This window comes from Corynebacterium sp. H78, assembly GCF_037572275.1.
Classification (GTDB): Bacteria; Actinomycetota; Actinomycetes; order Mycobacteriales; family Mycobacteriaceae; genus Corynebacterium.
The window spans coordinates 88,840-110,217 of record NZ_JBBHKX010000005.1 but is presented as its reverse complement, the minus strand read 5'-3'; the positions used below and the strand labels follow the sequence as shown (position 1 = coordinate 110,217).

Here is a 21,378-nt window from a genome sequence, read left to right as displayed (position 1 = left end):
CTGTCGCTTTCTAGGGGGTGTGAACGCTACTTCTGGTACACGCGAGGATGCAGGGTGCCAACGTATGGCAAGTCGCGGTAGCGCTCGGCGTAGTCGAGCCCGTAACCAATCACGAACTCGTTTGGAATATCGAAACCGATATCTGCAATATCAATCTTCGCCCGCAGTGCATCTGGCTTACGCAGCAACGTCACAACTTCGAGGGTGCGTGGGTTGCGGTTACGCAGGTTCTTCAACAGCCACGATAGGGTCAGACCGGAGTCAATGATGTCTTCGAGAATGACAACGTCCCGACCTTCAATGTCACGGTCGAGGTCCTTCAAAATACGAACGACACCGGACGACGACGTCGAATTGCCGTAGCTGGACACCGCCATGAACTCCATCTGCGTTGGCAGCTTCAGCTCACGTGCGAAGTCCGTCATGAAAAAGACGGCACCTTTCAGCACACCAATAAGGATCAGATCCTGGTCGATGTCCTTGTACTGTTCGTTGACGCGAGCAGCCATTTCCGCGATACGCGAATGAAGCTCGTCCTCACCAATGAGGATGGCTTCTACATCGTCCCCATATGGGTTATCGGGAACGTTGAAGTCCTTTACGTCATGCATAGGGTTGTCCTTTCCGACGGAGCAGTCGGTCGAAGCATAGCTAGAGCAACGGATTATCCAGTTAAATCCACAACACTGCCAGGGTGCCACCTTTTCTCGCCACGACCAACCTGGGGTTTTTCCGGTGCTGAAGCTCCGTTGCCGAAGTCCCCACCGAAACCGCATCAGAAGAAGACGAAAAATGTGACCGCTGAGGCACTGCCACTGGTCCCTGCCCATGATAATTGGTTGCCATCGCATCGATGTCACAAAGCTGCGACTGACCCAACTCTCCTACGTCAGGATGCTCGCGTATCCACTGCTGATACATCCGCAATCGCACCGCTCGTGGCTGCTTTACGACGGCGCCCACCACCAACTCACTTCCCTGTCCCTCAGAATCCGTGGCAGGGGTGGTTGCATCGGGCAGAGCCCGGCGCGCAAAGTCGTCAAGAGCAGCATTGTCGTCACGAACTGTGTCCGCTGTATGCGCGAGATTTTCTGCTACTCCCGGCCCCAAGAGCTCTTCGTACACAGGCAATAGTGAGTGCCGGACTCGTACTCGAGCGTAGGAATCATCGTGATTGTGCGGGTCGTGCCACGGCACCACCCCTAGTTCCGCACAGGTGGCCAGAGTCTGGGTACGTCGTAAAGCAAGCAGGGGACGGTGGACGGTGACTCCGTTTTCCCACCTCATGATGGGCCGGATGCCGCTGAGAGCTGCAGGACCCCCGCCTCGTGCAAGGCGCAGCAACATGGTCTCGGCCTGGTCGTCGAGAGTATGCGCCAACAGAAGTGGCCGGCGGAGGTTGGTGGCCACTGCGTGCAACGCTTCGTGGCGGGCAATGCGTGCGGCAGCCTCAGGCCCCGCTCCATCCTCGGCAACAGCGACTCGGACAATGCGCGTCGACGCACCCCACAATTGGGCTTGCTCAGCGGCAGTGTGGGCAACACCAGCTGAACCGGACTGCAGCCCGTGATCGATGATGACGGCGTGCACAGGGGCGTACTGGGAAGTATCTGTATCGTCAGCGCTCCACAACTCAGCACAACAGGCAGCCACTAGGGCTAACGAATCAGCTCCACCGGACAGACCAACGACGATGCCCCCATGCTCCGTGTACGCCTGCTGCACGGTAGACGCCACAGCATGACGCACCTGTGTAAAAGCCGGCGAACGACGAGGCCAAAACGGCTTCGACCGCTCCCACCCAGCCCGAGGATCAGTACTCACACTGTTAGAGATTACTGATCACGGAAGCTGGCGAGGAATGGTGCTGCCCTGAGCAATCTGCTTCATCGCGGCCAGCACCACATGTTCCTGGTTCTGACGGCCAATCACCTGAACAGGCAAACCTGTTATCGGCTCGACGACGATACCTGCAGGCATCTCCAGGTAATTCCACGTCGAAACAAACGGGCTAAAACGCATGTTAGATGCCATGTTCGCAAGCCACGGACGCTTGTGCCACGAACCAGCCTTGGGTGGTTCAGCAGCAAACGCTGGAGTGATAATGACGCCGTCGGCCGGCAAAAATTCTTCAACTTTGGCTCGCGCCCGAGCGACCTGCTTTTCTGAAATCGACCGGCGCAGCACATTGCCGAGGCCTGCATGAACTCGGTTACGCCACTCCACCTTTTCCTTTGGCATTCCCTGCTTCAGTTCTTCTTCCAACGAATCAGCAACGCCTGCGGTCCACCGGGCCAACATCGGCACTGGATTCAATGGATACGGAACCTTTGCATCCTTACCGGAATGGACGGTCACGCCCGCATCGGCAAATATCTTCGCAGCTGTTTCTGCTGCATATTTCCAGCGCTTGTCTACCGGAATCCCAGTCACTGGTGACGCCGTGTCGACGAACACTTCACGTGTCGCTGGCGCATCGTGGCCGACGGCGTCGATCTTGTCATCCGTCAATGTCTTCGTGATGAGAATGAGGTCATCGACATCCAGCGTCAGCACACCTTGAACTGCCATGCCGAACCAGTTATTCCCACCAATGTTGCCCGCAATAACTCCTGGAGTGGTCTTGAGAGTGGACAAATTACACGCAGCCGCCGGGATGCGAAGCGAACCCATACCATCATTTCCCTGCGCAAACGGCACCATACCGGCAGCTACGGCAGCCGAGGAACCACCCGACGAGCCTCCTGGAGTGCGTCCTGGACGAACAGGATTCCGCACAATATGTCCTGGTTCGTCTGTCACTCCCCACGTGCAGAACTGCGGGTTGATCGTCGACCCCACAGCGATAGCCCCCGCAGCTTCCAATTTCTGCACGATCGAATTCGACCGCGGGGTGTTTTCCTTCACCGCGAACGGCACACCAGCAAGAGGCAACTCAGACAAATTGTCGCGGTTAGCTAAAGCCTCTGCGGTAGCGAGCGCATCGTCTGCCCACACTTCTCGGAACGCGCCAATCTCACCGTCTTTATCAGCAATCGCGGCCAGCGATTCCTGCACAGTATCAACCGGAGATTTTTCTCCTGCGTGCACTGAAGCAGCAATGGCACGTACGGTCGGATACTTTTTCAATTCGTCTGCAGTAAAGACTGTCTGGGACAATTCAGTAGAAACTTCGCGGTTGCCGGTCATATCTAAACCATGACACGATCCGCCCCTATTCATGGGCGATTTCCGAAAGTGATATGTGAAGCACTACTTGATCTGCTTGAGCTTGCCGACGATCTCGTCTGCAGCAGCTCGCGCCTCCAGTAGCTGTGCTTCATTCGAAAGCATGACGAAGGTCAGCACTTCCCCACCATCGGTGACGACATATCCCGCCAGTGCAGAGACTCCGTCGAGAGTGCCCGTCTTTGCACGAGCGAAACCAGCGCCTGGGTTGCCATTGCCGTAGCGGTCTTCCAGCGTTCCAGACACCGCAGCTACCGGAAGGGAATCGAGCAGTGGCCGCAGTTTCACTGTGTCCAGCCCGCCTGGTAACTGCGAGAGATCGATTGCTTCGCCATCTTCATTCGTTGGCAATGGCCGTGCAGCAGCATTCAACACGGCCACCAGCTGACGAGGAGTGAGCTGGTTATCCGTGCTCAAACCACTGGAATCGCTAATGACGGCAGCACCTGGACCGGCAGGCTGATCAGCCTTCGTTCCGCCGTCGCTGTTTTCGACACCGAGGTTATGCTCTGCAAGGGTGTCTCGCACTGCCTTCGCACCGCCAGCAAATGTTGGTGGCAAACCACGTGCGATAGCCAGCTCTCGCGCCAGCGACTCTGCCAACACATTGTCGGAGTGCACCATCATTTGTCGCACTCGCGTTTCAAGCGGTGCCGACGTCACTTCGGCAACCACTGTCGGCTCGCCTGCAGGCTTGTCCTTCATAACCTCCGCAGTCGACGCACCAATCAGCTTGGCCAATGTCTGGCCTGCAACTTCGGCAGGCTTATCCGTCCTCTGCGAATTATTGTCCGTCGGATCTTTCCGACCTGCATCGACCTGAATCGACTCGATTGGCGACACATAACCGTCGCTAAGCCCGGCTTTATCCCACTTCTCATGGAAGGTTTCTCCGAACAAGGACGTATCGACGATCACCTTTGCTGGGGTACTTCCCTGTGCCTTCTTAACTTTCTCTGCAAGATCTGTGAGTGATGCGGCATCGTCATAGAAACCAGCACCCGACTCGCTCAAAGTGGGGTCGCCGGCACCTACCAAATACAAGTCTGCGGAGTCGCCGTAGCGAACGACTTTGGTGGTCAGCTTTTTGTTGTGGTCAAGGTGCAACAATACTGCGGCTGCCGTCAGAATCTTCATCGAGGAGGCCGGGGTCGCAAGCTCTCGCGACTTCGACTCCCACAGCTCGCCACCGGTAGCACCATTAAAAACGGCAGCATGCAATGTGCCTAGCGCCTTATTCTTCCCAGCTTCATCCATGATGGGGGCGACGAGCGGCCGCAAAGCGTCGTCACGAAGCATAGGCTCCTCCCCCGGAGTGCCAACTGGAGCGAGCGGAGCAGCCGCAGGAGCGACCACAGGAGCTGGCTCTACAGTCAACGTGCGCGAGTTGTACACGAAGGCAAAAGCAATGACCACACCAACAACTACGCAAAACGCAATTGCTGAAGCAATCCAAGCAGCAGTACGACTCACAGGGGAATCCCTTTCCAAAAAGAACGCGCCATCCACGATTAAGATTAAGTCAGTCTACGATGGGCTACATGTCGTTGGGGCTACTGTAGAGCGGTTTGCCCAACCCCTTCGCACTACTGACAGTTTGATACGAACTATTTAAGGAGCCACAGCCGTGAGCATTGAGGTCACCATTGAGATTCCAAAGGGACAGCGCAACAAGTACGAAGTAGACCACGAAACTGGCAAGGTCTACCTCGACCGCTACCTCTTTACCCCGATGGCATACCCAGCAGACTATGGCTTCATCGATGAAACTCTGGGCGAAGATGGCGACCCATTGGATGCTCTCGTAGTTCTGCCAGAGCCAGTGTTCCCAGGTGTCATCGTCAAGGCTCGCCCAGTTGGCGTATTCAAGATGACTGACGAGGCTGGTGGCGACGACAAGTTGCTGTGCGTACTCGATGATGTTCGCTTTGACCAGTACCAGGACATCGAGGACATTTCTCAGTTCACGCGCGACGAGATCGAGCACTTCTTCGTTCATTACAAGGATCTGGAGCCAGGCAAGGAAGTTTCCGGCTCGGGCTGGGGCAACAAGGCTGAGGCAGAAAAGATTCTGGCTGAGGCTATCGAACGCCACAAGAACTAAGTAAACGGAAGTACAATCTTCGCTCATGGAATACGTGAATCCAAAGGACGTCCCTGAAGACGCACAGCTGATCGACCTTCGATCCCAGATGGAGTGGGATGACGGTCATGCAACCATTGCCACACACATGCCAATGGAAGAGATTCCGTCCCGGTACGTCGAACTTGATTTGGATCAGGATATTTATCTGATCTGCCGTTCGGCCGGACGCTCTGTTCAGGTTGCCAGCTGGCTGGAACGCAATGGCATTGATTCCATTGTTGTTCGTGGCGGAATGATTGACTGGGAGTTCGATGCTCTTCCAATGACCAAGGGCGAATAGCTTTTCTTCCACAGTGTGGCTCTGTTCTTGACCTACTAACGGGGAAGAGCACTGCATGGCCGGGGTGTATACCCCGGCTTTTGTCGTATCTGCCTCTCCGATTCCCCTCCGATGCGCTCCACCCAACCCTCATTGTGACCAATATTTCTTGCAGAATTCCTGGAAACAACGATGAATAGTTGGGCGTTTCCAATTATCCTATTGCAGGTTTGTTAGCTACGATGGGGGCATGCCAACAAATAACGCTGTCCGCATGCCTCGCGTGGTCCAACGCTCCGCATCGTGGGCACTGACCCAGTTAGAAACTGCTGTTCGCCAGCAAGTGGATGCTGCACTCGCTCGCACGACTGATTCCTTCGGTGGACTGTCGCTTCGCGGATATTGGCTGCTCGAAGCAATTTCCGGTAACTCGTTCTCGCAACGAGAGTTGTGTGACCTTCTGGGAATCGACCGCTCTGACATGGTGCGTTTGATCGACACCCTGGAGGAAGCAAACCTGGTCGAGCGCACTCGCGACATGAAGGACCGTCGCCGTCAGTTGATCATGATCACGGAGACGGGTAATTCGCTGCGTCAAAACCTGCGTCGCAATATCCGTCGTGCAGAAGGAAATGCTGTCGCCGCAATGGACGACGCCGTACTCGAAGCTGTTGCCGATCTCTTAGAGGAACAGGTCGACGACGAACCAGAGGACGCACCAGAAACTGCAGCTGAAAAAGACGATGCGCCTGCGGAAAATGCCGAGGTGCAGCCTGCAAGCCAGGCCGACTCCGAGCAAGACGAAAAGCAGGACGAAAAGCAGGACGATAAGAAGTCCAAAAAGAAGAAAAAGAAGAAGAAAAAGAAGGGTGGCAAATAGTGGCGAAGGACTCGTCCGTGCCATTACATGGCGCGATTCCCACTCAGTACTTGCGCGCCGATCAGCGCCCGCCGTTGCGCACTCTGATTGATGTTCTTCGTCGCACTGCGGAGGAACATCCGCATGCGGAAGCTATCGACGATGGCGAGGCTGTCGTCACCTATGCAGACTTACTGCAGGAAATCGACGAAACGGCTGTATGGCTGGCGTCGCAAGGCATTGGCCGTGGCGATCGTGTTGGCGTTCGCATGCCGTCGGGCAACCGCGAACTGTACATTGCAATTTTGGCTATTCTCGCTGCTGGCGCTGCATATGTTCCGGTCGATGCCGACGATCCTGATGAGCGCGCCGAAATGGTATTCGGCGAGGCTGACATTGCAGGCTGGTTCGATGCGCAGGGTCTGCATCTCACCGCCGGCGGTAAAGCAGCTGCAGAATCTAAGACTGCAGACGAGAAAACACACGTCGCTACCCCGACACCTGACGACGACGCCTGGATCATTTTCACCTCTGGTTCCACAGGCAAGCCGAAGGGCGTTGCGGTCACGCACGGTTCGGCAGCAGCATTCGTTGATGCTGAGGCGCGACTCTTCTGCGCCAACCACCCTGAAGGCCCCCTCGGACCTGAGGACCGTGTCCTTGCAGGTCTATCCGTTGCCTTCGATGCGTCGTGCGAAGAAATGTGGCTAGCCTGGCGCAACGGTGCGTGTCTGGTTCCTGCGCCTCGTTCTCTGGTGCGTTCCGGTGTGGACCTCGGCCCATGGCTGATTTCCCGTGGCATTACGGTTGTCTCGACTGTGCCAACACTTGCAGGCTTGTGGCCTGCGGAAGCACTCGACAGCGTTCGCTTGCTCATCGTGGGTGGCGAAGCCTGCCCGCAGGAGCTCGTCGATAGGCTCTCTACCGATGACCGAGAGATGTGGAACACCTACGGCCCCACCGAGGCGACAGTAGTTGCATCGGCAACACAGCTGTTCCCAGGCAAGCCTGTCAGTATCGGCTTGCCTCTCGACGGTTGGGATCTCACCGTCATCGACGAATCGGGCAATCCCGTCGAATACGGCCAGCAAGGTGAGCTGGTCATTGGTGGCGTTGGTCTGGCCCGATACTTGGACCCTGCCAAGGATGCGGAGAAGTATGCACCTCTCGACTCTGTCGGCTGGGAGCGCGCCTACCGCACCGGCGACCACGTGGTCTTGGAACCCGAAGGTCTGATGTTCACCGGTCGTGTTGACGATCAGGTGAAAATCGGGGGCCGTCGTATCGAGCTTGGCGAAGTCGAGGCTCACCTTGCCGCGCTTCCCGGAGCAACCCAAGCCACAGTCGTTGTGCAAAAGACCGGCGGTGGCGACTCCGTTTTGGTTGGTTACGTCGGCGCTGGTGGCGATGCCTCTGCCATGGATCATGCCGACTGCATGACCCAGCTTCGCGAGGCCATGCCAGCTGCGATGGTTCCTCGTTTGCACATCATGGATGAGCTGCCAGTTCGTACCTCCGGCAAGGTCGACAAGGCGGCCCTCCCATGGCCGCTTCCTGCCGATCCTTCCTCCCCGTCTGACGAAGACCTCACTCCCGCCGAAGCATGGCTCTCGGAGATTTGGTCCGACGTGTTGTCAGTCGCCTCCCCTGGTGCAAGTGCTGACTTCTTCGCCCTCGGCGGTACGTCCTTGGCCGCTGCGACGGTCGTCGCAAAGATCCGTGAAGTTGCACCACAGGTTGCAGTGAAGGATCTCTACGATCACCCACGCCTCGGTCGGCTTGCGGAGGAGCTTGTCACCCGCGGGCTTGTCGACGAAGCCACCCTTGCAGGTGGTGAAGTCAAGGAAAGCGATAACGCCCCGACACCACGGCCCGTAGCGCGCAGCACCCGGTTTAAACAGGTAGCCATGATGGTCCCACTTCAGTGGGCGCGTGGCGCGCGGTGGGTTGCGTGGTTGGCGATCGTCAACGCCGTGTTGTCTGCTGCCGGCTGGGAAGCAGCACTACAGATTCCATTGTGGTTCGTAGTTCTGCTGGCCGTGTTGTTCTTGACTCCTCTTGGAGTCATGCCGGTCAACGCGCTGACAACCCGCGTGCTAACCCGCAAGATCGAGCCCGGCGACTATCCTCGCGGTGGCTCCGTCCATCTACGCCTATGGGCAGCCGAACGGCTGGCCGAAAGCTCTGGAGTTCGCTCGGTTTCCGGCGCACCTTTCGTGCTGTGGTACGCCCGCATGCTAGGCGCGAAGATTGGCAAGGGTGTGAATCTGCATTCGTTGCCACCGGTCACGGGGCTCGTCCAATTGGATGACTACTGTTCCGTCGAACCAGAAGTCGATCTGTCCGGTTACTGGGTAGATGGCGAAACTGTCCACGTCGGTCGCATCCATGTAGGCGAAGAAGCCCGCATTGGTGCCCGCTCCACGTTGATGCCCGGTACCCGCGTGGGCAAGCTTGCTCACGTCGAAGCGGGATCGACCGTCACCGGAGACAAGAAGGTCAAGAACGGTGCACGCTGGTCAGGTTCACCTGCCAAGAAGGTAGGCCGACCAAAGCGCCGCTTCCCTGAGCAGGTTCCGCCACGTCGCACGGGCTGGGTATTCGTCTACGCACTGACTGCGTTGATTTTGGCGCTGGTGCCTATGGCATCGCTTGCCGTTGCGGCGACAGTCATTGGCTTTGGCACGTTTGCAATGACGGAGACGTCGTCAAGCAATGCGCTGGGGCTGCTCGGTTGGGCACTCGCGTGGACTCCGCTGGCAGCACTGGCGGCATTTGCAACGTACGCGCTGCTGACGCTGCTGTTTGTGCGATTGTTCTCGATCGGATTGAAGCCAGGTGTTCATGCTGTACGTTCACGTATTGGCTGGCAGGCATGGGCAACGATCCGACTCATGGATGCTGCACGCGTCGATCTGTTCCCGCTCTACGCATCAATGTTGACCCCAGCTTGGCTTCGTCTGCTCGGCGCGAAAATCGGTCATGATGCCGAAATTTCCACGGCGATTGCCATTCCATCACTCATGGATGTTCGCGAGGAGAGCTTCCTTGCCGACGACACGATGGTCGCCAACTACGAACTGGGTAGTGGTTGGATGCTGCTTGGCGAATCGCGCATCGGCAAGCGCGCATTCCTGGGCAACTCTGGAATTACCGCACCTGGCCGCAAGCTGGCGAAGAACTCTCTGGTGGCAGTTCTGTCTTCGACTCCTAAGAAAACCAAGAATGGTTCTAACTGGTGGGGTTCCCCGCCAGAGCGGTTGCGCCGAGTCACCGACGTCGATACCGATACCTCAGCGAAGACGTACCGCCCAACTTTCGGGCTGAAGTTTATGCGCGGAGTCGTCGAGACGCTTCGATTGCTTGCACCGATGGTCTCGCTGGCGCTGGCGGTGTTGACGCTGGCGGGATTGCAAGTAATTGCTTCCTTCATTGCAGTCGAATTTGGCCGTATCCCAGAGGGTGGCAACGGGCTGATGCCGGATGGATTCTCCAGCATTTTGGGACTCATCGTGGCGCTGGTGTTGTCGCCACTGGTGCTGCTGATCGCAGGGTTTGTTGGTCTGATCATCACAGTGGTGATGAAGTGGCTGTGCGTCGGCAAGCACCGCAAGGGCGATCATCCACTGTGGAGCAAGTTCGTATGGCTCAACGAACTACAAGATGCGTTCGTCGAATCCGTTGCTGCTCCGTGGTACCTGAACCCTGCCATGGCGACGGGCGGAATCAACCGCGCCATGCGTTGGTTGGGCGCAAAGATTGGCCGTGGCGTATGGCTAGAGTCCTACTGGCTGCCGGAAACTGATCTTGTTCAGATCGGTGAAGGTGCGACTGTGGGTCGTGGTTGTGTGGTTCAGACTCACTTGTTCCAAGACCGTGTGATGACCCTGGATACCGTCGTGCTCGAACGTGGCGCGGTCCTTGGACCACATTCGGTGGTGTTGCCAGCAGCGAAGTTGGGCGTTGGCACCCGCGTTGCGCCTGGTTCATTAGTTATGCGAGGCGATCACGTGCCACGTCGCACTACGTGGCGAGGCAATCCGATTGAGCCGGTTATGTAATGGTGACCGCACCGTAGCCGCTGACCAGTGTTGACAAGATGCAAGCAGGCCCCGACCTTACGGTCGGGGCCTGCTTTCGGTGATAGAGCCTCCGCTGTTGATTGAGCCTGCTCTAACCTGCCCGTGTTTGGCCTCTTGTGGCTACGTATGCGACGAACGCGCACGCACTTACAGAGCGAAAACACCCTTAGCCATAGCGTGCAGATTGTCCACGACTTCGTCCTTGCTTTCCGGCGACTGGCCGATAAGCTCGCTGCCGCGCGCGATGGCGGCGTCGATAAGCGAAAACGCAATGGCCGAACCACCGATCAGACGCTGGCGCGCTGGTTCAATTGCGTCGTGTGCTTCTTGCACCCGCGGATCCGCGAACGCCTGCGGGAAGTTCCCAGCGGCGATCATCAGCGGGCCGTGCGAACCGTGGAGGAATAGATCCAGTGTCACATCAACGTAGGTGATCACCGACGGCCGCGTGGGGGCGGAGTTTTTCGCTAACGCGTCTTCCAACTCTTCCAACCACTGCGGAATGACCTTGAGCAGCAGCTGAATAAGAAGATCCTCTTTCGAGGTGATGTAGGCATAGACGCTGGGGCGAGCCAGCCCCACCTCCGCGGCAACCTCGGATACCGATGGCACCGTTCCACCAGAAGCAACTATCAAACGTTCTGCTGCATCGAGCACAGCTTTATGCTGCACAGCTCGATGCTGCGAAACAGTCGGCTCAGTGATCTTCGGCATGTTCCGAGAGCCTACCATCCGTCATTTCATAGACGCGGTCACAGTGCTCCAGCACCTCAACATCGTGTGTGACCATAACTCCGGCCACACCCAATTCGTGGCATTCCTGTGCCAGGAGTTTCACGATTTCATGCGAACGATTGCGGTCCAACGCTGCCGTTGGTTCGTCGACCAGCAGCAAATCTGGGCCTGACGCCAGAGCGCGAGCAATGCCCACACGCTGACGCTCGCCACCCGAGAGCTGTCCCGGACGGTAGCTGGCGCGGTGGGCCATGCCGACGGCCTCGAGCAGTTCTTCATTACTGCGACGGCCACGCTTGCCCTGAATCCGGGCTGCTAGTTCGAGCTGCTCGATAGTCTTTAGCGACGAAGGAAGATTGCTGGTGGACTGGAACACGAAGCCGATGTGATTGCGGCGAATTTTGGCCAAGCTGGCATCGTCCAAGTTCGTAATATCCTGGCCAGCTACTTCCACCACGCCACTATCCGGGCTGGTCAACGCACCAGCCACAGCTAGCAACGTAGACTTTCCGGAGCCTGATGGTCCAACGACGGCCACGAACTCGCCTGCATTGACAGTCAGGCTCACGCCATCAAGCGCGTGCACGACGCTGTCGCCATCGCCATACGAAATGCTGACATCACGCAGATTCAGCGCTGGAGTGCTGGTTGCGGTGGTGTTGGAGCCGGCAGCAGCGGCATTGTTATCGATAGTGCTCATCGGTTCTCTCCCAGCGCGTTGAGCGGATCAGTTCTGGTGACGCGGAAGACGGCAACTAGTGCACCAATCAAACCGGCGATGAATAGTGTGATGGCGCCGGTGACCACTGGCCATAGTTCCATCAGATACGGCATCGGGGACTGTTCGAGGCCGAAGCCCAGTGCGGTTGCGACTGCAACTCCGAGGAAGATGGACACAACCAGGATGACAATGGCTTGCCCCAGCGAGTCCTTCATCAAGAATCCACGAGTCGCACCCATCGCGCGCATCACCGCAATATCACCGGCTCGCTGAATGGTCCACACTAGGAAGAAAGCACCCGTGACCAGGGCAGCAATAATGTATAGGAACCACTGGATCATCGTCAGCGTCAGCGTTTCCGCCGAGTAACCTGGAGAAGAATTGAACGACTCCTTCAGCGTCCGCACATCCAAACCGGAGTTCTCAGACAGAGCTTCCACTTCTGGCTTATCGACGGTCCTCGCCACCACAACCGAAGCCACATCATAGGCCTCTGGTCGTGCGGCTTCACCGTTGCGCGCACCAGCGTGAACTTCCTGCCATACGTCCATTGGGGTGTAGGCCAAGCCGACGTGACCGAAAGTGCGCTGTTCATCAGTGAAACCGGTGACCGTGAACTCGGTGTTCAAGCGCTCTAGCGTGATGGTGTCGCCGACCTTCATGCCGTCATCTTCAAAGCTGTTGGAGAGGATGACTTCATGCGGAGTCGAGGTTGCTTCGTCAGCTTTTCGGCTTTCCGGTGCCGCCATCTCGGGCAGACCCTCGGGTGCCAAGAATGAATCTGGCAGCACACCGATCAGAGTGAGGTCAACGGGGACACCATCCTGGTTTTTGGCATTTGCAATGGTCAGACCAAGTGGCGCTGCTTCAGAAACTGCACCATCAGCAGCGAGAGCATCCGCGTCAGCCAGGTTGATCTGGGACCTGGTGAACGCCGAATCGGTCTGGATTCCTTCTTCAAAGGCGACCACGTCGGCATCAAAGGCCTTCAGACCAGAGACACCATCATTGACCAAACCCGAGGTCAGGCCAGAAATAATAACAATCAGAATCGACATCAGTCCGAGCACGAGGCCCATGAGCAGAAATCGACTACGCGCGAAGAGCATTTCGCGCCACGCTAAATACATGATTTTCCTTCGGTTTAGCGAGAGTTAACAACAGTACGTCGTTATCTTAACAACGCTATGTTGATAACATGTAATCTCGCTTCGACCAGGAAAACGGGTAGTTTCTGCCAGGGGTTGCACCTAATGGGACGTGCCAGCCGGAGTTGCACTTGCCGTGCACGACAAACACCAGCAGCCCCAAAAACAGAAGAAAACCCGAGCCCCACCTGGGGTTCGGGTTCATTTCTGCACGAGACACTAGCGACACGTTTGCAGCTAGCCACACGTAGCCAGCAAAAGCCTAGTCACCAATCTGGTCGCGGCCACGCTTCACAATCAATGGGTCAGGCTCGCCCACAACTTCGTGATCCTTCTCCGTGTATTCGAACTTCGACAGAACGTAACGCATCGCGTTCAGACGCGCACGCTTCTTGTCGTTCGACTTAATGGTGATCCACGGAGATTCGTCCGTATCGGTGTAACGGAACTGCTCTTCCTTAGCGCGGGTGTAGTCGTCCCAACGATCCAGGGAGGCAAGGTCCATTGGCGACAACTTCCACTGGCGAACTGGGTCAACCTGGCGGATTGCGAAGCGGGTGCGCTGTTCCTTCTGGGTAACAGAGAACCACAGCTTGGTCAGAGAGATACCGGAGCCAAGCAGCATGTTCTCCAGCATTGGCACCTCACGCAAGAACTCCGCGTGCTGAGATTCAGTACAGAAACCCATGACGCGCTCTACACCCGAGCGGTTGTACCAAGAACGGTCGAAGAAGACGATTTCGCCACCGCATGGGAAGTGCTCAATGTATCGCTGGAAGTACCACGACTTCGACTCACGTGGAGATGGCTTCTCCAACGCAACGACACGGGCACCACGAGGATTGAGGTGTTCGTTGAAGCGCTTGATCGTGCCGCCCTTACCAGCAGCATCACGGCCTTCGAAAATAATGATGTGCTTCTGACCTGTTTCCTTGGTCCAGTTCTGCCATTTCAGAAGCTCGATCTGCAGCTTACGCTTGGTCTTTTCGTATTCCTTGCGCGTCATGCGCTCTTCATACGGGTAGTCTTCGCGCCACGTGGTTACTGGTTGCCCATCTGGAGTGACCAGCACTGGATCATCATCGTCAGAGTCATCGACGACGTAACCTTCGGTCTTCGCCAAATCGACGATGTGGAAGTCCTCTTCATTCTTGTCAGCCATACCACTATCGTACCCGGATTCTTCCCCGCGATTGACCCCAGAACTGAGGAACTCCACTTTCGATACATGTCACATTTTTGGTTGGGGTGCCCTTAGCCTATCCACTTGACGACGATCCCCTCCCCACATCACTGCTACCCGATGTGACAATGGGCAGACAATGCAAGAAGCGTCATGTTCCGAAGAACACGACGCTTCTCAATCACGCTTCTGACGTGGTGAAACTATTCTGGTTTCACCTAGTCAGCAGGGTCGGTGGTTAGAAACCGCCCATGCCGCCCATGTCATCTGCACCTGGCATTGCTGGTGCTGCAGGTTCTGGCTTGTCTGCAACAACTGCCTCGGTGGTGAGGAACAGTGCAGCGATGGACGCTGCGTTCTGCAGTGCAGAGCGGGTGACCTTCACTGGGTCGTTGATTCCTGCAGCCATCAGGTCAACGTACTCACCGGTAGCAGCGTTGAGGCCCTCGCCCAGCGGCAAGCCTGCAACCTTTTCTGCGACAACGCCGGCTTCGAGGCCAGCATTCAGAGCGATCTGCTTCAGTGGCGCACCAAGTGCGGTACGGACGATACGGACACCGGTGGCTTCGTCGCCTTCCAGGCCGAGTTCGTCGTCAAGTACGTGTGCAACCTGGAGCAGTGCGGAACCACCACCTGCAACGATGCCCTCTTCAACAGCGGCCTTTGCGTTGCGGACAGCGTCCTCAATGCGGTGCTTACGCTCCTTCAGCTCAACCTCGGTAGCAGCGCCGGACTTGATAACTGCAACGCCGCCAGCCAGCTTAGCCAGGCGCTCCTGCAGCTTCTCCTTGTCGTAGTCAGAGTCGGAGTTCTCGATCTCTGCACGGATCTGGTTGACGCGGCCTTCGATAGCAGCCTGGTCGCCAGCACCCTCAACGATGGTGGTCTCGTCCTTGGTCACAACAACCTTGCGAGCGCGACCGAGCAGTGGCAGGTCTGCGGTTTCGAGGGACAGGCCAACTTCCTCGGAAATGACCTGGCCATCGGTCAGGATAGCCATGTCCTGCAGCATTGCCTTGCGGCGGTCACCGAAGCCTGGAGCCTTCACAGCAACAGACTTGAAGGTGCCACGGATCTTGTTGACGACCAGGGTCGACAGAGCCTCGCCCTCAACGTCTTCAGCGATGATGAGCAGTGGCTTGCCGGACTGCATGACCTTCTCCAGCAGTGGGAGCAGATCCTTGATGTTGGAGATCTTTGCGGAAACCAGGAGGATGTATGGGTCCTCCAGGACAGCTTCCTGGCGCTCCATGTCGGTTGCGAAGTAACCGGAGATGTAGCCCTTGTCGAAGCGCATACCCTCGGTCAGCTCCAGGTCGAGGCCGAAGGTGTTGGCCTCTTCAACGGTGATGACGCCTTCCTTGCCAACCTTGTCCATAGCGGTTGCAATCAGCTCACCAATTTCTGGATCGCCAGCGGAGATACCAGCGGTAGCAGCGATCTGCTCCTTGGTCTCAACATCCTTAGCGGATTCCAGCAGCTTGTCAGTAACAGCAGTAACTGCCTTTTCGATGCCACGCTTGATACCCATTGGGTTCGAGCCAGCAGCAACGTTACGCAGACCCTCGGAAACGAGTGCCTGTGCCAGGACGGTAGCGGTGGTGGTGCCGTCACCAGCGACGTCGTCAGTCTTCTTAGCGACTTCCTTGACCAGCTCTGCGCCGATCTTTTCGTAAGGGTCTTCCAGCTCAATCTCACGAGCGATGGAAACACCGTCATTAGTAATAAGCGGTGCGCCCCACTTACGCTCGAGGACAACATTGCGACCCTTTGGTCCCAGCGTTACCTTAACGGCATCGGCCAGGGTGTTCAGACCCTTTTCGAGACCGCGACGGGCCTCCTCGTCGAAAGCAATGATCTTTGCCATGAGGCTTACGATCCTCCGTAAAGTTGACGACACTTACATGGAGTCAGTCAGGCGCCCGCGACGGCATCGATACGAGGAAGTGTCACCCCGCATCTCACCCAACTAACCGTGTTCAGTTCGTTTATTTTTAGCACTCAGATAACCGAAGTGCTAAGTCATGTTTTTAGCACTCGACCGCTATGAGTGCAAGCTTTCCGCCAATCCGAGGCTCCGTTTACACTGGCTGCATGAGCGACACTATTAATAATGAATTGACCACGCGCCTTCGCAACCACATCACTGCGCAGCGTGACACCATTAAGCAGCAGCTCACCGAGCTGGTCGCATTTCCTTCCGTACATGGGACCGAGGAAACAGCCCAGGCATGCCGTGACGCTGCGACTGCGACCGTCGCAATGTTTGCGGATGCCGGTGTTGAGCTCACACAGCACAACACCATCGACGGTTCGATCGCGCTATCTGGGACTCTGCCTGGTTCGTTGCCTGAGTCTGACCCGAATGCGAAGACTGTCCTTCTCTATTCGCATTACGACGTTCAGCCGGCCGGCGACATCGCCGCATGGACCGACGACCCATGGACTCTCACTGAGCGCGATGGACGCTGGTATGGCCGTGGCACGGCCGACTGCAAGGGCAATGTCGTAATGCACTTGGCCGCGTTGCGCGCGCTGCGGGAAGTCAATGCAAACCAGCCGATGCCAACCATCAAAATCATCGTCGAAGGGTCCGAGGAACGCGGTTCTGCAGGCCTGAACAACTTGATCGCTACCCAGCCGGACCTTTTCCAGGCAGACGTCATTCTTATTGCAGATGTCGGCAATGCCGAAGTTGGCCAGCCAACCCTGGTCACAACACTCCGCGGCACCGCAGATATCGATGTCCGCGTGGATGCCCTGAAACAGCCTGTCCACTCCGGCATGTTCGGCGGCGCAGCTCCTGATGCCCTGGCTGCACTCATCCGCGTTCTCGATAGCCTTCGTGACGAGACCGGCGCCACCAGCATCGACGGCCTCGACTGCGCTCAGAAATGGGACGGCCTCGAGTACGATGCCGACACGTTCCGTTCCGACGCAGGAGTCCTTGATGGCGTCAGCTTGACGACGGACGGAACAAGCAACACCGTCTCCGATCTCACGTGGGCCCGCCCTGCTGTGATCGTCACTGGTATCGACTGCCCACCGGCCACCAACGCAGTCAACGCGATTCCAGCGAGTGCTACGGCACATATCAATTTCCGCATCCCCTCCGGCGTTGACCCACAGCAAGCACAAGATGCCCTGGTAGCGCACATCGAGGCGCATGCGCCGTGGAACGTCAAGCTCACGATCACTCGCGACGAGCTTGCGTACCCGTTCGGTACAGACACTGACGGCGACGTCGTAAAGCAAGTATCAGCAGCACTGGAAGCGGCGTACGGGAAGCCGACCGCCAATATGGGTGAGGGTGCGTCGATTCCGCTGTGTGCAACGCTGCTGGAAGCAGTGCCGAATGCAGACATCGCGCTGTTTGGCGTTGAGGAGCCACAATGTGCAATTCATTCGGCTGACGAGTCGGTTGATCCACACGAAATTCGGGATATCGCGATTGCGGAGGCAATCTTTCTTGGGAATTTTGTGAAAACTGTGACCCCCGCATAACTGCACGATAAACAGCTATTTCTTCATTACTGATGGCACTACATAATTCTCCGACATGCACCAATCGTGGGAGAATGAGTTGCGTCACAGCTTTAAGATGCACTATTCTCGCCTGCATGCAGAAGAACATTCTTTCCCGAGTAGCCACGGCTATTCGAGTAGCCAAGGCTACGAACCCCGGTGGAGGCCACGACTAACCCCTCCGCACGGGGTCTCTGGCCGCACCTGAAGCCAAAACCGGTTGGTCCACTCACATCTTGAAACTCTTCTTATTCAATGAAGGACCGAAACAGAATGTTCTCCACCACTATGCGCACTCCTAAGAACACGTCCACTTCTATGATGTTCACCGAGCCTCAGGTTCCTGAAGGCAAGGAGTCCAGCACCAGCCGCACGTTCGCTGAAGATCCATTCCGCGCTCGATTTGGACACCGCCTGCCACGTGGACTTCGCCAGGAAGCACGCGGTATGGATTGGCGCACGTTCATGAACACGTACTCCCCAAGCCATGGCCAGCTAGGGATCCAGTCATTCGACGTGGAGAAGGGTCGCGCTGGTCGCTCGACGTACTTCGCAGAACTCATCACCGGTCGTGGCACCGACTCTGAGCGTGTTCAGTCGATGGAACTCGAAGCAATGGGACCTGTCTCCGCTACCACCAACATGCTGGCAGACGCTGGCTACCGGGTCGAGATCGTTGAGTTCCACCAGTTCGAGATCTTCGAAGCAACCGCAACCTTTATCTACGCTGCTTTCAACAACCACAGTGTGTGGACGATGGGCTTCGGTCAGACTCCGGAAGATTCCATCATGACCGCTATGGTCTGCGCAGCTAACCGCCTGCACAGCTAAGGCCTGGGGCGACGTTACTCCGGCCTAGTCCATCGGGACGGGCTGGTCTTCTTTCATCGCTTTCCACCAGGTCTTCGCTTCTGGTGCAACGACAAGGTTGACACCATCTGGTGCCCACACTGTCGGTGTTGTGGCCATATTTAGTTTGCCGGTTCGAATCGTGGCCAAAACCTGCGCTGCGTTACCCATCGACCGCATTCCAGAATCCACAGTTAAATGCTGACCCAGCTTCCGCGATAGCAGAAGTAGGTTGGCAGACTGGCGCGGGTCATTGTTTTCCGACAGCTTCGTCGACACTGCCTTAAGTAGTTTGTGCTGGCGTTCAATTCGCGACAGATCCGATCCATCATCAACGCCTTTTCTCGCGCGGGAATACTCTAACGCCGCGTCCCCATCAACCACGTGACACCCAGCCTCAACTTGTTCGAGCTCAGCAGCCTGGTCGGTTGAAACGCACAGCTCAACCCCGCCGATCCCATCCACGATTTCCTTTACCGCAAATGCATCCATGACTGCGGAACCATCGACATCAATGCCAGTGAGCTTTGCGACGGTCTTCTCCGCGCACTCAATTCCGTAAGGTGATGCAACATCCGCATCGTCGCCTCGTGAACCAAATGCGTAGGCCGCATTGATCTTCGCTTTCGAAGGCTTCGTGGTTGTCCCATCTGCGGTTTCACAGGCCGGGATGCTTACCATCAAGTCACGTGGTAGCGACACCATATCGATTGCCTGCCCCGCTCGGATGTTGACGAGGATCATGGAGTCTGTGCGTCCGCCGTCTGCTGTGTCACTTTCTGCTGCCGATTCCATAACATCAGCGTTTTCCCCTGCCCTGGTATCGCGAACCATGAGGAGGAAAGTGTTGTCACCGTCTTCGATGCTGGATTTTCCACCTTCCGACGACCCGTATGTCTGCACACCGTTGTACAGCCACAGCAAGAATCCGCCTGCCACTAGTGCAAACACGACGAGGACGATGACAAACGCAAGAATTGTGCGTTTGAGGACTCTAGACATGAGGTGGCAGCTTTCGGTCATTAAGAGAAGAACGGCAAGCGATTAGTTTAATCGCTTGCCGTTCTTTTCGTCGGTTACATTATTCGATTACGGTTGTGGCTCCACCGCACTTGGCATTTCCGTTTCGCGGAGCTTTGCCTTTTCCTCTTCGCGCTTCTTCAAGCACTCTTCCTTGGCTTCGCCCTCCAATGGCTTCCCATCTTCGTCGAGCTCACACTTCTCTTGTGGAGTTTCGGTCTCTTCAGGAGCCGTGGTTTCAGAAGGTTCACTTGGTGCTGGCGTCGTTGTTGACTCGCCCGGGTCGAGGATCGGGCGATCAGCGACAGGTGGCGAGCTAGGCGCTGGCTCCGCTGTGGATGGCGGAGGAGGTGGCACGTCGGCTGGGGCAGGCGCAGGAGCCGGCGGAGGAACTTCACCCGGCGCAGGAGCTGGAGCGGGTGCAGGTTCGCCACCAGGTGCTGGTGGTGGCACTTCACCTGAAGCTGGCGCATGTGGTGGCACAGCACCTGGGATAGCTGACTCCGGGCGTGGTGCCACTGCTGATTGACCTGGCGCTGGAGTGTTCACTGGCAGGGTTCGAGTAACACCAGCACTATTCATTGTTGCCTGAGCAGACAGATTGCGAAGCTTCGCTAGCAGCCCTTCTGCTCGATTTGGGACACCTGCTGGCTGAGCTGGCAGACCAGATGCTGCAACCGGAACCGCAGTATGTGGATTACCGTCAAGCCCAGCAGCGATGAAAGTGTCGCGCGACTTCTCGCTCCCGTTCTGCGCAACCGCCTCTTCTTCACCAGTGACAGCGGCCAAAGAAATTGGGGAATTATCGATTCCCGTCAGCGAAAACATACCCAGTACTGCAAAAATTGCAGTAACCGGCGCGACCATCATCCACTGGCGCATATTGTGATCTTCAAATGCGGAAACCTTAGGGCTGGCGCCGCTATTCGCACGTGTCCACATAGCGGAGTACTCCGAGCGCTGCTCATCAGTCCAGAAAACCTCGACCTGATTGCGCTGCTTCTCGTCGCTGTCCCACTCGTTGAGAGCCTTGAAGAACTCATCTTCGTCGAACGACACCACGTCATCGTCACATTCGTCCGCACTCACGAGAGCAACCGAATCACTCTCCGGTGTGCGCAAAGCCTGAATCTGCTGCCAGAACCACAGTCCCGTTGGGATCGCCAAAGCAGTGCCCAACAATGCAGCAGGAAGCCAGATATCGCTACCATAATTGAGCAGCATCCAAATCAGGGCTACATAACTGGCGATCATCACCACTGCAACGAGTCCAGTAATAACAACCTTTCGTGAAAGCTTCACACCTCCACGATTTTGTACAGATTCCTGCACGTTTGCCAGCACGCCTAACGTGCGACCTTTCAGATCTGCCACGGCAGCTCCTTTGTAAGAAAACCCGAGCCGTTAAACCGAAATATGCCGAGCGAATTGTGGTGATTTTCGCTGTTAGCAGTCTTTCGTTTTACACCTTGGTGGCTTCCTTACACTTTCCCTCACACATTCTCCGCGGGATTTTGCGCAATTGACCACCAATTATCTAGTACATCGTGTTCAAGCCTATCTTCGTTACATCGTGACTTCTAGGCAACGCAGCGTATCTCCCATAGTGGCCAGCCCCCTACA

The 21,378-nt window shown here is 56.7% G+C and carries 17 protein-coding genes; 6 read left to right on the top strand and 11 right to left on the bottom strand.

The annotated features are described in order from the left end of the window. Positions 1–26 precede the first annotated feature (26 nt). The 4 genes from hpt to dacB all read right to left on the bottom strand — a co-directional run bounded on the left by hpt (position 27) and on the right by dacB (position 4,701). Positions 27–611, bottom strand: coding sequence for a hypoxanthine phosphoribosyltransferase (hpt, locus tag WG934_RS08935; RefSeq protein ID WP_339979894.1), 585 nt, complete (start codon positions 609–611; stop codon positions 27–29). A 61-nt stretch (positions 612–672) separates the two neighbouring features. Then, the gene (gene tilS, locus WG934_RS08930; RefSeq protein WP_339989825.1) at positions 673–1,824 is read right to left on the bottom strand and encodes a tRNA lysidine(34) synthetase TilS; all 1,152 of its coding nucleotides are present in this window, start codon (positions 1,822–1,824) and stop codon (positions 673–675) included. Between the two features lie 18 nt (positions 1,825–1,842). Next, positions 1,843–3,189, bottom strand: coding sequence for an amidase (locus WG934_RS08925; RefSeq protein ID WP_339989824.1), 1,347 nt, complete (start codon positions 3,187–3,189; stop codon positions 1,843–1,845). Between the two features lie 63 nt (positions 3,190–3,252). Then, positions 3,253–4,701: a D-alanyl-D-alanine carboxypeptidase/D-alanyl-D-alanine endopeptidase gene (gene dacB / locus WG934_RS08920; protein ID WP_339989822.1), complete on the bottom strand. Its 1,449-nt coding sequence runs from the start codon at positions 4,699–4,701 to the stop codon at positions 3,253–3,255. 154 nt (positions 4,702–4,855) lie between these two features. Here dacB and WG934_RS08915 point away from each other — a divergent pair, with 154 nt between their 5' ends. The 4 genes from WG934_RS08915 to WG934_RS08900 all read left to right on the top strand — a co-directional run bounded on the left by WG934_RS08915 (position 4,856) and on the right by WG934_RS08900 (position 10,553). Continuing rightward, positions 4,856–5,332 (top strand): inorganic diphosphatase, encoded by a 477-nt coding sequence (locus WG934_RS08915; protein WP_339979890.1) that lies wholly within the window; start codon positions 4,856–4,858, stop codon positions 5,330–5,332. A 25-nt stretch (positions 5,333–5,357) separates the two neighbouring features. Continuing rightward, positions 5,358–5,654 (top strand): rhodanese-like domain-containing protein, encoded by a 297-nt coding sequence (locus WG934_RS08910; protein ID WP_339979889.1) that lies wholly within the window; start codon positions 5,358–5,360, stop codon positions 5,652–5,654. Positions 5,655–5,883: 229 nt separating this feature from the next. After that, positions 5,884–6,513: a MarR family winged helix-turn-helix transcriptional regulator gene (locus tag WG934_RS08905; protein WP_339979888.1), complete on the top strand. Its 630-nt coding sequence runs from the start codon at positions 5,884–5,886 to the stop codon at positions 6,511–6,513. Beyond that, the gene (locus WG934_RS08900; RefSeq protein ID WP_445228231.1) at positions 6,513–10,553 is read left to right on the top strand and encodes a Pls/PosA family non-ribosomal peptide synthetase; all 4,041 of its coding nucleotides are present in this window, start codon (positions 6,513–6,515) and stop codon (positions 10,551–10,553) included. Before WG934_RS08905 ends, WG934_RS08900 begins: the two co-directional genes overlap by 1 nt. 168 nt (positions 10,554–10,721) lie before the next feature. Here the strand turns inward: WG934_RS08900 and WG934_RS08895 are convergent, their stop codons facing one another. The 5 genes from WG934_RS08895 to groL all read right to left on the bottom strand — a co-directional run bounded on the left by WG934_RS08895 (position 10,722) and on the right by groL (position 16,228). After that, positions 10,722–11,288: a TetR/AcrR family transcriptional regulator gene (locus WG934_RS08895; protein WP_339979886.1), complete on the bottom strand. Its 567-nt coding sequence runs from the start codon at positions 11,286–11,288 to the stop codon at positions 10,722–10,724. Further along, entirely contained in the window at positions 11,272–12,009 is a 738-nt protein-coding gene (locus WG934_RS08890; protein ID WP_339979885.1) for an ABC transporter ATP-binding protein, read from the bottom strand. The genes WG934_RS08895 and WG934_RS08890 overlap by 17 nt, the downstream gene beginning before the upstream one ends. After that, a complete protein-coding gene (locus WG934_RS08885) occupies positions 12,006–13,160 on the bottom strand; it encodes an ABC transporter permease (RefSeq protein WP_339989821.1) in 1,155 nt (384 codons plus the stop codon). The genes WG934_RS08890 and WG934_RS08885 overlap by 4 nt, the downstream gene beginning before the upstream one ends. Before the next feature lie 280 nt (positions 13,161–13,440). After that, entirely contained in the window at positions 13,441–14,340 is a 900-nt protein-coding gene (ppk2, locus tag WG934_RS08880; RefSeq protein WP_339979883.1) for a polyphosphate kinase 2, read from the bottom strand. A 259-nt stretch (positions 14,341–14,599) separates the two neighbouring features. Further along, positions 14,600–16,228 (bottom strand): chaperonin GroEL, encoded by a 1,629-nt coding sequence (gene groL, locus WG934_RS08875; RefSeq protein ID WP_339979882.1) that lies wholly within the window; start codon positions 16,226–16,228, stop codon positions 14,600–14,602. Between the two features lie 227 nt (positions 16,229–16,455). Between groL and WG934_RS08870 the strand changes: the two genes are divergently transcribed. Together WG934_RS08870 and WG934_RS08865 are read left to right on the top strand one after the other, a co-directional pair. Next, positions 16,456–17,865: a dipeptidase gene (locus WG934_RS08870; RefSeq protein ID WP_339979880.1), complete on the top strand. Its 1,410-nt coding sequence runs from the start codon at positions 16,456–16,458 to the stop codon at positions 17,863–17,865. 294 nt (positions 17,866–18,159) lie between these two features. Continuing rightward, positions 18,160–18,717 carry an acetyl-CoA acetyltransferase gene (locus WG934_RS08865; RefSeq protein WP_339979879.1) on the top strand — a complete coding sequence of 186 codons (558 nt, stop codon included), beginning with the start codon at positions 18,160–18,162 and terminating at the stop codon, positions 18,715–18,717. A 24-nt stretch (positions 18,718–18,741) separates the two neighbouring features. Here the strand turns inward: WG934_RS08865 and WG934_RS08860 are convergent, their stop codons facing one another. Further along, complete coding sequence (locus WG934_RS08860) at positions 18,742–19,737, bottom strand: LCP family protein (protein ID WP_339989820.1); 996 nt, start codon at positions 19,735–19,737, stop codon at positions 18,742–18,744. Between the two features lie 87 nt (positions 19,738–19,824). Then, complete coding sequence (locus WG934_RS08855) at positions 19,825–21,129, bottom strand: hypothetical protein (RefSeq protein WP_339979877.1); 1,305 nt, start codon at positions 21,127–21,129, stop codon at positions 19,825–19,827. Between the last annotated feature and the right edge of the window lie 249 nt (positions 21,130–21,378).

Bases quoted from the DNA above. Each gene is read 5' to 3' on its own strand.
- groL (WP_339979882.1), bottom strand. From the start codon at position 16,228: ATGGCAAAGATCATTGCTTTCGACGAGGAGGCCCGTCGCGGTCTCGAA.
- WG934_RS08910 (WP_339979889.1), top strand. From the start codon at position 5,358: ATGGAATACGTGAATCCAAAGGACGTCCCTGAAGACGCACAGCTGATC.
- WG934_RS08890 (WP_339979885.1), bottom strand. From the start codon at position 12,009: ATGAGCACTATCGATAACAATGCCGCTGCTGCCGGCTCCAACACCACC.
- WG934_RS08895 (WP_339979886.1), bottom strand. From the start codon at position 11,288: ATGCCGAAGATCACTGAGCCGACTGTTTCGCAGCATCGAGCTGTGCAG.
- WG934_RS08925 (WP_339989824.1), bottom strand. From the start codon at position 3,189: ATGACCGGCAACCGCGAAGTTTCTACTGAATTGTCCCAGACAGTCTTT.
- WG934_RS08865 (WP_339979879.1), top strand. From the start codon at position 18,160: ATGTTCTCCACCACTATGCGCACTCCTAAGAACACGTCCACTTCTATG.
- WG934_RS08870 (WP_339979880.1), top strand. From the start codon at position 16,456: ATGAGCGACACTATTAATAATGAATTGACCACGCGCCTTCGCAACCAC.
- WG934_RS08905 (WP_339979888.1), top strand. From the start codon at position 5,884: ATGCCAACAAATAACGCTGTCCGCATGCCTCGCGTGGTCCAACGCTCC.
- WG934_RS08885 (WP_339989821.1), bottom strand. From the start codon at position 13,160: ATGTATTTAGCGTGGCGCGAAATGCTCTTCGCGCGTAGTCGATTTCTG.
- ppk2 (WP_339979883.1), bottom strand. From the start codon at position 14,340: ATGGCTGACAAGAATGAAGAGGACTTCCACATCGTCGATTTGGCGAAG.
- hpt (WP_339979894.1), bottom strand. From the start codon at position 611: ATGCATGACGTAAAGGACTTCAACGTTCCCGATAACCCATATGGGGAC.
- WG934_RS08860 (WP_339989820.1), bottom strand. From the start codon at position 19,737: ATGTCTAGAGTCCTCAAACGCACAATTCTTGCGTTTGTCATCGTCCTC.